Origin of the sequence: Halalkalibacterium halodurans (genome assembly GCF_005671335.1) — a bacterium.
GTDB classification, from domain to species: domain Bacteria; phylum Bacillota; class Bacilli; order Bacillales; family Bacillaceae_D; genus Halalkalibacterium; species Halalkalibacterium halodurans.
Genome location: NZ_CP040441.1, coordinates 1,460,648 through 1,474,026, shown reverse-complemented (window position 1 = coordinate 1,474,026; position 13,379 = coordinate 1,460,648). Strand labels below are relative to the sequence as shown.

Sequence of the window (13,379 nt, the reverse complement as noted above, 5' to 3'; positions counted from 1 at the left end):
TACATTTTTATTCTGCCATAAACATGCTGCACCATACTTCTGAGCCTCGGCCGCCTCCTGCATTGACATGGTTTGAGATAAAAAGATCTGCTCCCCACGCATTTGCCTTATCTGTCCGTTCCTTTAACGATAAAAATCGATCTGTTGAACGTGATAACATGACGGAGTAACCAGCATCTTCTAGCGCCTCTTTCTGATATAAAGAGATAGCAAGCGCAATATCTTTTTCTCTTAGACCATTGCCTACAGCTCCCGGATCATGCCCGCCATGGCCAGCATCGATGAAGATCTTATGATGACCAGGTACAACGGTATCATAATCTGGTGGAATAGGATATTGGTGCTTCACCGAAAATAAAGCATTCCATGTCATTCTTCCGACAATTCCGTCAACCTGTAGCCCCATCGCGTGCTGAAATGAACGTACAGCCCGATCTGTCATCGAACCAAAAATCCCGTCAATTACACCATGATAGTAACCTCGTTCTTGTAGCTTTCTTTGAACCGCTCTTACACTATCTCCGCTTGAACCCGTTGATAACAATACTCCTGGGTAAGATTGCGTTGCGCCACCAGGGTTATCAACATTTGCGCCATTAAATAATTGATTCCATGTCAGCCGTCCTACGATGCCGTCTACATCTAATCCCGTATCACGTTGAAAGCTTTCAACAGCCCGTTTTGTGATCGGACCAAAAATCCCATCAGCAGCTCCTACACTGTACCCCATGTTAATCAAGCGCTCTTGAATTCGTCTCACGTCATTTCCTGATGAACCCGATGAAATTAAATAGCCTGGATAAGGGATGGAAACAGTAGTCGTGTTGTTTCTGAACAGCACATCCCATGTTAAGCGCCCGACAATCCCATCCACACTTAGCCCATTCGTTCGTTGAAAATTCATAACGGCTTGTTGTGTTTGTCCACCAAAAATCCCATCTACAACACCAGCATTGTAATGATTGCTATTTAGCTGCCTCTGAACACTTCGCACCAAATCACCAGTAGCGCCTAAAGATAAAAGAACACCTGGATACGGTACGTTATTATTGATCCCTTCTCCACTTGAGGATGAACTCATCAAACGATTCCATGTTTCCTGACCAACAATGCCGTCCACTTGGAGGTTCCGTGAGGTTTGAAAATCCTTCACACCTTGTTCCGTACCAGAGCCAAAAATTCCGTCGGCTGTTCCGACGTTAAACCCCAACCGATTTAGCTGATTTTGCACAATCTTCACTTCTTCTCCACGAGATCCAACACGCAGTAAAAACCCTGGATATGGCGCAGAAATTCCTTGGGATACTCCATTAAATAAAGCGTTCCACGTCAATTCTCCGACAATTCCATCTGGTGATAAAAAATAATCACTCTGAAAATTAATCACAGCTTGCCGGGTCCCTTGACCAAAAATTCCGTCGGCAACCCCGGCATTGTACCCAAGAGAATTTAATCTTTGCTGCACTTTTACTACTTGTTCTCCCCTTGATCCTGTCCCAATCAACGTACCTGGGAATGGATGATTTCCACTTGCACGATGATCAAACAGCTTGTCCCATGTTAATCTTCCGACAATTCCATCAGAGTTTAAATTATTTTGTTTTTGAAACGCAATAACAGCCGATTCAGTTCTCTGACCAAAAATCCCGTCGGCTGTTCCAACATTAAAACCTAATTGATTTAACTGACGTTGTATCGCTGCAACTTCGTCTCCTCTTGAACCAACAGAATATAAAACACCTGGAAAATTCATTAATAGATCCCCTCCATTTAAATTTGATTTTTTCGACCACCATAAAAAAAGTAGGTCCTCTAAAATAGACCTACTAAAAGTGATGATTCATTTAGCCAACAGTAATAACTGCCTCATATCCTTTGGATTGCAGTTCTTCCACTAAAGCTTCTGCATTTGGACGCTGGGCGAATGCACCAACCTGAACCTTGAATAGCCCGTCTGCTTGATAGATGTACGGGCTGTAGCCGTCATTACGTAAGCGCTCGGCTAAGGTATCAGCGTTCGCTCTTTGCGAAAATGCCCCGCATTGAACCTTGTACAAACTGTTCGTTTTTCTTTCGAGACCGAATGCTTGGGTAATGCCAGTCACATGACCGCGTGCAATTCGAGTCAAGAACGAAGGACTTTGTAAGCGCTCAGCATCATTCGCATTATCAATGAACAAGTTTTCTGTCAAGATGGCAGGCATGGCCGTTTCCCGAAGAACCACAAAGTTCGCATGTTTACGACCCCGATCCGTCACATTTATCTCTTGGACGATCGCTGGGTGAACGATGTTTTGTAGTTGCTGCGTTCGTGTAGGGAGGCTAGAATGAATGTAGGATTCAAATCCGGTTCCCCCGCCTGCGTTAATATGAACGGAACAAAAATAGTCAGCTCCCCAATTGTTCGCCATCGTCGCACGTTCAGATAGACTGACGGCTGTATCGCTATCTCGGCTCATTCTCACCTCAACTCCATCATATTCGGTTAGGAGCATGTCCCGAATTTGCCGCGAAATCGTTAAGGTTAAATCTTTTTCACGCATCCCATTGCCTACTGCACCCGAATCGCTACCACCGTGACCTGGGTCAATAAAAATTTTTGTCATATCCAATCACTCTCCTATTGAAATGACTTCTCTATACCATATGATTGTCCAAACACGACCGAAACGGCGATTGCCAATATGGCTGTCCCCTTCCAAGCAAATTAGAATTTTGTATACTCCACCCCCTTTTATATAAAAAAATGCAACACTTAGCTGCGCCTCTGCACATACATGTTTTGTTCAACTCGATCCATTCGCTTTTCTAACGAACGAAGTGAAAGTTGAATTTGTTCCAACGTTTCTGCTGTTTTTTCTTGGCTTTCGTTTGAGCGATGAAGATGTTCGATCAATGCATTTTCACGCTTACGTGAATCTTCACGATGGATCTGATTTTCCTTTTTCATTTCACGGATAAAGTAAGCGGCAAGCAAAATGCACAAAATCGCCCAAACGGCTTGACTTGTCGCGATTTCATTTGCTACGGTGTAATCCACACTCTAGAGCCTCCTTTTTCGTCACTAATTAACATGATTGGACGCTTAAATGAAGGATTGATACTTGGCTTCTTGAGCTATAAAGTCATTCCATTCTGCCCCATTCAAGATGAATTTATTTTTGTAAGAATCATTCGCTTCACTCCCTTCCCCCTCTTTTCTCACACTATAGGAATGAACATCCTTACACTTGACCTACGCAAAAAAAGGGAGCCTTTTCAGCTCACCCATAAAATGCGCTCCTTTTTATTGCATGTGCTTGTTCAAGTTAGGTGCTATTCCCTACTACCATAATACAATGTTATTTGAAACACGAAGTGCCACCTTTGTGCCAAGAAAGTGCCACCTACTCATACAACAATGATAGCTTTAAAGCTAAAGCCAATTTGTAAAAGGCTCGAGCTTTAATCCGATAATATTGCCGGTGGCTCAGTCCCATTTCATTGTAAATGATATAATCGAACGTCTCGTCTTCTTGCAAATACCGCTGGACAACAATGGCTCTCTCTGTTTCTGTAAGTTTGCTTACTGCCTTTACGACCCGATTGATGTGGGCTCTTTTTTCATTCCTTCGGTCCACATTATGGACTGCGGCTTCCTCCGTTTTACTGTAAAATGCGTTTGTATGACTCGGTGGTATGAGGGAGAACGATTGAGTCATTTTCGGTAGCTCCGACTCGTCAAGGGTTAATAGGCAGAAACGATACGCTTCTAATTCTTTTTCCACAGCTGCACGAACCTTCTTCTGATCCAGCTTTGGTATAGCTAACGATGTCATTTGTTTTTCCCCCTTATCGTTTTTTCTTATCTTTCTTGCAATGGTTATCAATTGAGATCTCCAGCTTGTCCATTTTTCCTTACGGATGTTTATAGGAACAATTCCAAGTAGCTTATCTCATAAAATGTTGTTCTTTGTTTATACTACTAGTTGTGAATTTGTTTTTCTTAAAGGAGCTGAGAACATGGATTTTGCATGGCAAGCGATCATCATGATGCTTTCAGGTTTCCTCTTACTTCGCATTTCTGGCAGAAAGTCAATTGCTCAGATGTCCATCCCTACAACTGTCGTTATGATTTCGATTGGTGCCATTATCGTTCAACCGATTATCGAACATAGCATAATTAAAACGATTGTGACGATCGCCATTTTTGTAGCTCTTCTTATCGTTCTTGAGTTTTTACAAATGAAGATTGATGTTCTAGAAAAGCTGCTGTCTGGTCAAGCCATTAGCGTAATTGAAAACGGTCAGTTTAATCTTAAAAACATAAAGAAAATTCGAATGACGATTGACAAAATCGAAATGCAAATGCGTCAAAATGGCATTTCCAATATTGCAGACATTAAAAATGCAACAATTGAGCCAAACGGTCAAATGGGATATGAGCTAAAGCCTGATGCAAGGCCGTTAACAGTAGGTGAATTCAAAAAGTTAATGGGTGCGATGGTCATAAAACAGAATCAATCGGCCGATATTGATGGTAGCCTCTTTTATGAAGTCATCCAAGATGAGCACGCAGTTTCACCACCAGATGAATTAAAATAAACATAACCTGAACGTGCATTTTTTGCACAATAACAGTTAAAAAATAAATCATACTGCTTGTGTGATCTAAATTACATTCACAAATCTCTTTTAGATCGTTCACATTTTGCACCTCCAGTGTGAAGTTTCTACACATATGGTAACGTGCATTTTCTTCACGGTCAAGAGATATTGTTCATTTTTTGCACAAATATTTGATTGTGCAGAAAATTCACGTATAATGTTCATATACTACACAATAAGGTGATAATGATGAGTTTCGGTAAAAGGCTACGATCACTGCGAATAAACAAAAAGCTATCGCAGGAAGAGCTTGCGAAAACGTTAGGTCTTAATCGGTCAACTCTAGCTCGATACGAATTAGAAAATACCCAACCTGATTATGAAACCCTAACAAAAATGGCTGATTTCTTCCAAGTAACAACCGATTATATTCTTGGCAGAGTCGATGATGAGACGACTCAGCTAAGCATTTCTTTCTCCCACGGTGGTGAAGAATTAACAGAGGATGAAAAAGCTCACCTTGAGCAAGAATTAAAAAAATATCGTGAGCTTAAGGAGCGGTTTTTCCATGAAAAGCTGAGAGAATAGTGATAGATTAAACGTTTATGGAATCTGTACCAAAAATACGTTATAATTAAAAAAACGTATCAAATCTACTAAAGCCCCTTTTTTAAAGCGTGGCTTCTTCTTTTAACAAAAGATAGAACATACATTCGTGTGAACAGGTGATTTTTCATGAGATTTAGAACGACTAATGATTCAAAATATAGCCAATTAATGAAAAACAAAGGTTTCGAAACAGTGGAACATCTGGCAATTGACCATGTAGCAACCGCATTTAATACAATGGTCCTTTATCATGATTTTCCAAGTCACGCAACATATGATCATGACTTTGCGATCATTCGCTTAAAGCGAAATCCTGTCCCAACGATGCGCAAAGAATTTTTTCATGAATTAGCCCATGTCATTGCCCACTACGGAGATCAGAATCAACTTCCTCAGGAGTTCAACTCTTTACAAGAAAGGCAAGCCTACTGGATTTCTCTTTATCTTGCAATGCCACGCCACATTTTTGAACCGCTCGCTTTTAAGCATCAATGTATTGCAACGTTAGCTGAATTGTTTGAGCTGCCTGAAGAGATGATCAATGAACGGGTAAAAACGATTCAAAGGGAGCAATGGCGTACAAATCAGCAAATTCAATTACACGAACAGGAGTCAAAATTTCGTACAAAAAGCTTGCAACCTAAACGAATCTATCCATCAACCTATGATGTGTTAAAACAATTAGAAAGCCAAGTCGGAGAGGAGAACATAAACTATGAGGTTTCACGTTTATTACGAGGACATTGATGGACAGCTTCAGCCGCAATGGTTACTAGTCCCGGCTTTCGCCTCGGAGGAAGCTCCTTCGTATTCCCTTACCACTCCCTTTGAACGCTTCTATCCTGAAGATTTCTACGATCATCATATGATCTTATCCGTTAGTCAAGGCGCTCTAATGAAAAATCCCTCCGCATCCTCCCATTTTTCCATCCACCTTCCGACCGTTCAAAGAGATCTCACAGTGAACGGTCATCCCGCTCAGGCCGTTAATGAAGCTAATTTTTTCTTAATCAGGATGGAGGACCTTGAGGAGGTATTGCAAATGGATGTGAGAGGCTGTTTTAAGTTTTGAGCATTTAATCAATAGCTTTCATAGGCTTCTCCCCATTTGCAAAAAAATGTACTTATACCCATAAACATCATTGCCTTCCATATAAACCTTTATTTTTATGGGTTTTCTGCATGATACTTACCCACCACCCAAAACTCATATCCAATATATATCGATAAAAACCGTCGAAAAATTAACATATAATAACAAAATCCTTACGATTGCTGATATAATCTCTATCAATGTTGTACCAGATCTAAATGGAATTACTCAAAACGCTAGAATTATCCAAGATAAAGTCGTTAATATCGGGTTAATTCCTGCAACAATAACAGTAACCGTTTTAGGTGTTGATCTGCCTCTTACTCTAACCACGAGCTTACCATTTCAAGAGCATACAGATTGTCCAGGAGCCTGTCCAGAAGACAGGTTACACGAAACGCCTCTTGAAGTAGAAGGGATATTTACCCAACCAGGGGTACCTGTTCTTGGCGTAGCAGGATTAGAGTTAGTCGAGGGTATTTTAGTCAAAGTTATCCTACGTACTACACTCACTGTAACTCGACCAATCGTTGTGGATAAAGAAGGTCATAAATGCGACTTAGTTCAACATCGTTGTCAGCCATTCACTACTCCTCCTACCGTTACCTTTCCTGCACCACCAAATGGAAATGGGAATGGCGTCGGTGGCCCCACCCCTTAATTTACAGTAAAAGGGGCTGTCCCATAAGTCAAAATGATTGACTTATGGGCAGCCCTTTTGAATACAAAAAAATCGCCCCGTTCGTTATAATGTAAGTACCCACACAAACAAAATAAGAAAACGGAGGCGATTCTTTTGAGTAACTCTATAGCTACTTTCATTCATTATAACATGGACCAATTAGTCCTTCCAATGGATTTTAGCGATCTCATCGCCGAAGACCATGTGGCGCGTGTGGTGAATGACATGGTGGAAATGGTGGATGAAGATCTCTTCTACGCCCCATACAAAGGTGGCGGCCGGAGTGCCTACCACCCAAAGATGATGACGAAAATCATTTTGTATGCCTACACGCAAAAATTATATTCGTGTCGCGACATTGCCAAGTCCCTGCGTGAACATCTTCCGATGATGTGGTTGGCCGCTCGTCAAACACCAGATTTCCGCACCATTAATCGTTTTCGCTCGGAACGAATGAAAGACATCATTGAGCCATTGTTTACGTCCCTCATTCAGTTACTGCTCGACCAAAACTACATCACCATGGACAACTACTTTCTCGATGGAACCAAAATCGAGGCGAATGCCAATCGATATACGTTTGTTTGGAAAAAGTCCGTCCAGAAGTATAAGGAGCGGCTACAGGACAAGCTCGAAGAATTATTCGCCCACATTGAAGAGACGATTGATTCCGATAACCAGCAGGTAGAGAATGATCAAGGGGAAAACAAGCGTGTGACTTCTGAACAGTTACGTGAAGCTGTCACTCAAGTGGAAAAACAGGCGAATCAAGCGGAACAAGCCCTTCATGACGAACAAGATCCGGTTCTGAAAAAAGAGAAAAAAGCGGAAGCTCGTCACTGGCGCCAATTACATAAGAAGTTAAACACAGACTATCTGCCACGCTTAGAAAGATACGAAGATCAATTAGCGACATTCGGTGATCGAAATAGTTTCTCCAAAACCGATCGAGATGCCACATTTATGCGTATGAAGGAAGATCATATGAAAAACGGTCAACTGAAACCCGGATATAATGTACAGGCAGGGACCGAAAATCAATTCATTGTCGGTTATTCCATTCATCAACGCCCAACAGATACTCGTTGTTTGATTCCACACCTTCGTATGCTTGAAGAACGCCAACTCCCCTTTCCAAAGAAGCTAATCGCAGACGCTGGTTATGGAAGTGAGCCCAACTATTTATATATCGCTGAAAACGAATGGGATGCCCTCATCCCTTATCATACGATGAGAAAAGAAGAAAGCCGGGTCTATCGGAACGACCCATGGAAGGTACAGAACTGGACGTATTTGGAACATGATGATACCTATATATGCCCAAATAACCGGAGAGTGACTTTTCGATACTACCGCAAACGAACGGATGCCTACGGATACGAACGAGACTTCAAAATATATGAATGTGAAGACTGTACCGGGTGTCCATTCAAGACGGATTGTACAAAAGCGAAAGGCAATCGCCAGATTCACTATAATCCGGTATATGAAGAAGGAAAATCAAAAATGAAACGAGCCCTTGATACGGAAGAAGGCGCAAAGACCTATCGAAAACGGAAAACAGAGGTCGAAAGCGTGTTCGGTCATATCAAGGGCAATCGGTCGTTCCGTCGTTTTCACCTTCGTGGCCTTGACAAGGTGAACATTGAGTTTGGGCTGATCGCAATCGCCCACAACTTCCTGAAACAGGCGAAGACCATCCGCCTGTTTCAGGAAGAGATAAACCGATCATCGGAGACAAAAAGCCTGAAGCGACTTATAAATGTCACTTCAGGCTTTTCTTTTTAAGGGCTTTTGAGACAGCCCCTTTACCCTTTCCCATGGTTATGTTTATAAAACTCATGAAATAGCTTCATAAGCGCCCGTTTTTCAATTCGGGATACATAACTTCTCGATATTCCGAGTTCTTTGGCAATCTCCCGCTGGGTCCGTTCCTCTTCTAAGTCAAGTCCGAACCTGCCTACGATCACTTCCTTTTCCCGGTCATCGAGAACATGAATGTATTCGTAAATTTGTTTCTTTTCCATTTTTAGCTGGATGGAATCGGCAATGTCCTCCGAATCTTCCTGAAGAACATCAATAAGTGTAATTTCGTTTCCCTCTTTATCCGTTCCGATCGGGTCATGGAGCGAGACATCTTTTTTTACTTTTTTCAGAGCTCTTAAATGCATCAAGATTTCGTTCTCTATACAGCGGGCCGCATAAGTGGCTAATTTCGTTCCTTTCCCCTCAGAGAAGCTTTCAATCGCTTTTATTAAGCCAATCGTACCGATGGATATTAAATCTTCCGTATGCTCCCTTGTATTTTCGAACTTTTTTACAATATGGGCGACCAGTCGTAAGTTATGTTCAATTAGACGGTTGCGCGCCTCCTCATCCCCTTCTGCCATTCGCTTTAAATAATGTCGCTCCTCTTCTTTGCTTAACGGTTGCGGAAAGGCATTGTTTTTCACGTACGAAACGAACACTAATACTTCTTTAAAAAAGTACGTAAGTGCCGCGATAATGCTCGACACGACATCACCCCCATGATCAGTTCGTTACCTTTATAGGTATGTCGACTTGGGCTTGGTCGTGTCTGTACACGTCAAAATCACACGGAGGAGATTCTCATTGTTAGAAATTGGATAGAAATTGTTAGACTTCCTAACGAATTATGTAATATTCTAAAAAAGTATGTTAAATAATCTGACATGCTTTGTATCTATTTTTTACTTTTCTAGATATAATCTGTCGTATAACAATGAATAGGGGGTTATCTCAATGCTTCAACAACTCATTGACGGGGTCAATGGTTTTCTGTGGACGTATGTCGTCATCGGCGGATTACTCGGCCTCGGCGTATATTTTACGTTCCGCACAAACTTTGTTCAATTTCGATACTTAAAGGAAATGATTCGCGTCCTATTTGATCCACCAAAGGACGGACAGAAAGGCAAGAGCATCAGCTCCTTTAAATCGTTTTGTATTGGAGCTGCGACTCGAATTGGAACCGGTAACTTAGCCGGTGTTGCTGTCGCGATTACGGTCGGTGGACCAGGTGCTGTTTTTTGGATGTGGTTAGTCGCTTTACTCGGTGGTGCCACTAGCTTTATTGAAAGTACACTCGCTCAAGTCTACAAAATAAAGGATAAAGAGAAATCTGTTTTTCGCGGTGGTCCTGCCTACTACATTGAAAAAGGACTTGGCATGCGTTGGCTCGGGATCATGTTTGCTGTTTTAATTGCGATTACGTTTGGACTTATTTTTAATTCTGTACAGAGCAACACGATTGCAGAAGCTTTTAATAACGCTTTCGGGATCCCTACTTGGTTAATGGGGGTTATTATTACGGTGTTAACTGGTGCGATTATTTTCGGTGGCGTTCACCGGATTGCCAATGTTTCTAGCGTCATTGTTCCAGTGATGGCTCTGTTATATATTACAATCGCCGCTATTGTGGTCATCATGAACATCTCTCAAGTTCCTGCTGCCATTTCTTTAATTATTCAAAGCGCTTTTGGATTAGAGCAGGCGATCGGTGGAGGAATTGGGGCTGCCATCATGCAAGGGGTGCGCCGTGGCCTATTTTCCAATGAAGCAGGGATGGGTAGTGCACCAAACGCTGCTGCTGTAGCTGACGTTACACATCCAGCAAAGCAAGGATTTATTCAAACTCTCGGAGTATTTGTTGACACGTTGATTGTTTGTACGGCAACTGCCTTTATTATCATTATGGCTGAAGGATTTGGCACATCTACTGAAGCTGCCGGAATTACACTCTTGCAAGATTCTTTAAGTTCTCATATTGGTCCATGGGCGTCCATTTTTGTCGCGATCGCGATCTTCCTATTTGCCTTTAGCTCCATTATCGGAAGCTATTACTATGGGGAAACGAATATTGAATTTATTAAAAAGAGTCAAACTGGGGTTTTATTTTATCGTCTTGCTACGATGGGTCTTGTCATGTTTGGCGCCAACGCAAGCCTCGGCCTTGTGTGGGATTTAGCCGACGTCTTCATGGCTTTGATGACCGTTATTAACCTCGTAGGTATCGCCCTTTTAGGACGGGTGGCCTTCAAGGTATTAAAAGACTATGAGACTCAGCGTAAACAAGGACTCGATCCGACATTCTCTCCATCCAAATTAGGCATTGAAAACACGGAATGCTGGGATGAAGACACGTCTGAAGAACGTCAAGTTGGATAAAAGTATGCAAAAAAGCGGCTCAGTATAGTCCGCTTTTTTGCATGTTACGTACATTCCGTCCCCTCTTTTATCAAGCCCCCCCATCAGTAGGTCACCTGCTCGATAAATGTTTAACCAGAAACGTGATGAGCTTGTAATAGCCGTACATAAAGCCTGAAATGATCAGGATAAAGAGAACGCTAATGCCTAGCCGTTCCCACATAGCTACATCGATACTTATCATGATCTGAAATATTCCAATCAGAATGATACCACCAGCAAAAACAATCGCACTTTTTGCCCCATATTTATTCCACGTTTCAAACATACGTCTTAATCAACCTCTCTTTCTTCCCCTTCATATGATAACAAATGATCGGTTATGGAGTAAGGAAAACAATCTATTTTAAAAAAAAGCGAGCAACCTGTCATTTTTCCTTTGGCAGGTTCTATGGTTTTACTATTTCCACCATTTTAAGCTGTACTAACACATGAGATGAATCCTTCCTAACTCGCATAACTAAGCAGCAAGCCGAGTCGACTTGCTGCTTGGTAAGGACGTACGTTCTTATTTAGTGTCTGTAAGTAAAACCACTTCAAACTCAGGTTCACCCCGTTGAAGTCCGACAACAATAGCCGTGTATGCTGTTCCTTCTTTCACCTGCAGTCTGTTCCCCTCTGTTGCCACATCATCCGTTTCAATCATTCGAATGTCGAGGTCATATGCACCCGCGGGTAGATCGATATAACGGGACGCATTCTCAAAAGAAAGGGATGGCATGTCAACATTGGCTGCTGAGAGGTGTAGTTGAACAGCTGGTGTATCTGGAGATAGGTGAACCGCTCGAAGCTTAGCCGCTCCTCCTCGATTCACCTCTTGTTCATCTTCTAAAACAACTAAGTGGATCGCATCTACTTCATCTACGACAGCTGCTGTGTAATTTTTCCCAGCCTCGACTAATAAAGTTTCTTCAATCACAGGGGTTTCTGCCGGATCATCCCCTGCTGCAAAAATTGTGATCATATGATCCCCAGCCGGGACGTTGAAATAGCTGCTCGTTTGCTTAAATGGCACGCCCTCCATCTGTTTTTTTCCATCAATATACACATCTACTGGTGGAGCATCAGGCGAAGCATGTAACACTCTGACATGAGCCTGCTGCTGGGCTTGGACAAAGGCAGGGTTTGAAAACATAGCCGCCATAAGTACTAGGACAACGAATCCTCTCTTGATCATTTTGATTCAACTCCTTTTTTGTAACGAACCTCATGATTACTATGTCTCTCAGATGAAGGCAATATGTATTTCCGAGCTACACATTTACAAAATTAGGATGGTTTAATCGATATAATGAAAGAGCAATTGACGCCTTAAAGTAAAAAAATGACTATCCGCGGATTGCGGATAGTCCATGGGGGAGAGTAGAGAGAACAATTGGAGCTAGGTCAGTGACCGTTCCTGATTCTAGAATACCCAACCTCTCTTGATGTTTCAGCATTTTCGTTAGATAATATCACAGTTTTTCTTAAATACGGTATGTTATACTCAAAGGAGGAGAGATTTGCTAGTGGAAAACGTGAGGAGGACTTCGTATTGCATTCTCTACAACAGTTGAAATCCCAATTGTTAAGCTATCATGCTGGTATTCTTGGGGAGAAATACGTCAAAAAGTCTGCCGTCTTCATTCCCCTTGTTGAAAAAGACGACGGGGTGCATGTTTTATTTGAAGTAAGGGCACACACGTTAAAGCAACAGCCAGGAGAAATTTGCTTCCCTGGAGGACGCATTGATCCTGAGGATGCTTCACCTGAAGAAGCTGCGATCCGCGAAACGAGCGAGGAACTTGGAATTCCTTCGTCAGTCATCGCACCGATTACTTCATTAGATGTGCTAGTCACACCATTCAGGGGGATCATTTATCCAGTCATAGGCTCTATTCCGCACAAGAACGATTATCCATTGAATCAAGCGGAGGTAGACCACGTTTTCACGGTTCCCATTGACCATTTTATCAGTCACCCTCCTGAACAATATCGGATAAATGTTCATTTCGAGCCTGGAGCAGGGTTTCCCATTGAGCGAATTGCCAATCAAAGCGCCTATCAAAAAAGTACACGTCAAATCACCGAATCCTTTTATTACTATCAATCGTATGTCATTTGGGGACTAACTGCGAAAATTCTTCGGCACGTCATTACGATTCTCAAACCATCTTAAGAAAAGCCAACCTCGTTCATTCT

15 protein-coding genes are annotated in these 13,379 nt (G+C 42.1%); 8 read left to right on the top strand and 7 right to left on the bottom strand.

The annotated features are described in order from the left end of the window. Positions 1–7: 7 nt before the first annotated feature. The 4 genes from FED51_RS21255 to FED51_RS07130 form a co-directional block, all read right to left on the bottom strand. Positions 8–1,753 (bottom strand): N-acetylmuramoyl-L-alanine amidase, encoded by a 1,746-nt coding sequence (locus FED51_RS21255; protein ID WP_053431554.1) that lies wholly within the window; start codon positions 1,751–1,753, stop codon positions 8–10. 91 nt (positions 1,754–1,844) lie between these two features. Further along, entirely contained in the window at positions 1,845–2,606 is a 762-nt protein-coding gene (locus tag FED51_RS07140; RefSeq protein WP_053431555.1) for an N-acetylmuramoyl-L-alanine amidase, read from the bottom strand. 149 nt (positions 2,607–2,755) lie between these two features. Then, positions 2,756–3,040 carry a BhlA/UviB family holin-like peptide gene (locus FED51_RS07135; protein WP_053431556.1) on the bottom strand — a complete coding sequence of 95 codons (285 nt, stop codon included), beginning with the start codon at positions 3,038–3,040 and terminating at the stop codon, positions 2,756–2,758. Positions 3,041–3,386: 346 nt separating this feature from the next. After that, positions 3,387–3,818: an ArpU family phage packaging/lysis transcriptional regulator gene (locus FED51_RS07130; protein WP_053431557.1), complete on the bottom strand. Its 432-nt coding sequence runs from the start codon at positions 3,816–3,818 to the stop codon at positions 3,387–3,389. 184 nt (positions 3,819–4,002) lie between these two features. On the opposite strand from FED51_RS07130, the gene FED51_RS07125 reads away from it, so the two are divergent. The 6 genes from FED51_RS07125 to FED51_RS07100 all read left to right on the top strand — a co-directional run bounded on the left by FED51_RS07125 (position 4,003) and on the right by FED51_RS07100 (position 8,759). Beyond that, positions 4,003–4,584: a DUF421 domain-containing protein gene (locus tag FED51_RS07125; RefSeq protein ID WP_053431558.1), complete on the top strand. Its 582-nt coding sequence runs from the start codon at positions 4,003–4,005 to the stop codon at positions 4,582–4,584. A gap of 252 nt (positions 4,585–4,836) precedes the next feature. Then, positions 4,837–5,175: a helix-turn-helix domain-containing protein gene (locus tag FED51_RS07120; protein WP_010897456.1), complete on the top strand. Its 339-nt coding sequence runs from the start codon at positions 4,837–4,839 to the stop codon at positions 5,173–5,175. Positions 5,176–5,322: 147 nt separating this feature from the next. Further along, positions 5,323–5,943, top strand: a complete 621-nt coding sequence (locus tag FED51_RS07115) for an ImmA/IrrE family metallo-endopeptidase (protein WP_053431559.1) — start codon at positions 5,323–5,325, stop codon at positions 5,941–5,943. Further along, complete coding sequence (locus FED51_RS07110) at positions 5,912–6,268, top strand: hypothetical protein (RefSeq protein WP_053431560.1); 357 nt, start codon at positions 5,912–5,914, stop codon at positions 6,266–6,268. The genes FED51_RS07115 and FED51_RS07110 overlap by 32 nt, the downstream gene beginning before the upstream one ends. Positions 6,269–6,365: 97 nt before the next feature. Next, complete coding sequence (locus FED51_RS07105; RefSeq protein WP_138090360.1) at positions 6,366–6,950, top strand: hypothetical protein; 585 nt, start codon at positions 6,366–6,368, stop codon at positions 6,948–6,950. Positions 6,951–7,121: 171 nt separating this feature from the next. Then, a complete protein-coding gene (locus FED51_RS07100) occupies positions 7,122–8,759 on the top strand; it encodes an IS1182 family transposase (protein ID WP_138091072.1) in 1,638 nt (545 codons plus the stop codon). A gap of 20 nt (positions 8,760–8,779) precedes the next feature. On the opposite strand, the gene sigK is transcribed toward FED51_RS07100, so the two are convergent. Beyond that, positions 8,780–9,487 (bottom strand): RNA polymerase sporulation sigma factor SigK, encoded by a 708-nt coding sequence (sigK, locus tag FED51_RS07095; RefSeq protein ID WP_010897453.1) that lies wholly within the window; start codon positions 9,485–9,487, stop codon positions 8,780–8,782. 247 nt (positions 9,488–9,734) lie between these two features. Between sigK and FED51_RS07090 the strand changes: the two genes are divergently transcribed. After that, positions 9,735–11,159 carry an alanine/glycine:cation symporter family protein gene (locus FED51_RS07090; RefSeq protein WP_053431562.1) on the top strand — a complete coding sequence of 475 codons (1,425 nt, stop codon included), beginning with the start codon at positions 9,735–9,737 and terminating at the stop codon, positions 11,157–11,159. A gap of 91 nt (positions 11,160–11,250) precedes the next feature. Here the strand turns inward: FED51_RS07090 and FED51_RS07085 are convergent, their stop codons facing one another. Beyond that, positions 11,251–11,466 carry a hypothetical protein gene (locus FED51_RS07085; protein WP_010897451.1) on the bottom strand — a complete coding sequence of 72 codons (216 nt, stop codon included), beginning with the start codon at positions 11,464–11,466 and terminating at the stop codon, positions 11,251–11,253. A 240-nt stretch (positions 11,467–11,706) separates the two neighbouring features. After that, positions 11,707–12,375, bottom strand: a complete 669-nt coding sequence (locus FED51_RS07080; RefSeq protein ID WP_010897450.1) for a DUF4397 domain-containing protein — start codon at positions 12,373–12,375, stop codon at positions 11,707–11,709. 357 nt (positions 12,376–12,732) lie between these two features. Here FED51_RS07080 and FED51_RS07075 point away from each other — a divergent pair, with 357 nt between their 5' ends. Then, positions 12,733–13,356 (top strand): NUDIX hydrolase, encoded by a 624-nt coding sequence (locus FED51_RS07075; RefSeq protein ID WP_053431563.1) that lies wholly within the window; start codon positions 12,733–12,735, stop codon positions 13,354–13,356. Positions 13,357–13,379 lie beyond the last annotated feature (23 nt).

Coding starts and splice junctions, on each gene's coding strand:
- FED51_RS21255 (WP_053431554.1), bottom strand. CDS start 1,753: ATGAATTTTCCAGGTGTTTTATATTCTGTTGGTTCAAGAGGAGACGAA.
- FED51_RS07140 (WP_053431555.1), bottom strand. CDS start 2,606: ATGACAAAAATTTTTATTGACCCAGGTCACGGTGGTAGCGATTCGGGT.
- FED51_RS07130 (WP_053431557.1), bottom strand. CDS start 3,818: ATGACATCGTTAGCTATACCAAAGCTGGATCAGAAGAAGGTTCGTGCA.
- FED51_RS07125 (WP_053431558.1), top strand. CDS start 4,003: ATGGATTTTGCATGGCAAGCGATCATCATGATGCTTTCAGGTTTCCTC.
- FED51_RS07120 (WP_010897456.1), top strand. CDS start 4,837: ATGAGTTTCGGTAAAAGGCTACGATCACTGCGAATAAACAAAAAGCTA.
- FED51_RS07115 (WP_053431559.1), top strand. CDS start 5,323: ATGAGATTTAGAACGACTAATGATTCAAAATATAGCCAATTAATGAAA.
- FED51_RS07110 (WP_053431560.1), top strand. CDS start 5,912: ATGAGGTTTCACGTTTATTACGAGGACATTGATGGACAGCTTCAGCCG.
- FED51_RS07105 (WP_138090360.1), top strand. CDS start 6,366: ATGGGTTTTCTGCATGATACTTACCCACCACCCAAAACTCATATCCAA.
- FED51_RS07100 (WP_138091072.1), top strand. CDS start 7,122: ATGGACCAATTAGTCCTTCCAATGGATTTTAGCGATCTCATCGCCGAA.
- FED51_RS07090 (WP_053431562.1), top strand. CDS start 9,735: ATGCTTCAACAACTCATTGACGGGGTCAATGGTTTTCTGTGGACGTAT.
- FED51_RS07085 (WP_010897451.1), bottom strand. CDS start 11,466: ATGTTTGAAACGTGGAATAAATATGGGGCAAAAAGTGCGATTGTTTTT.
- FED51_RS07080 (WP_010897450.1), bottom strand. CDS start 12,375: ATGATCAAGAGAGGATTCGTTGTCCTAGTACTTATGGCGGCTATGTTT.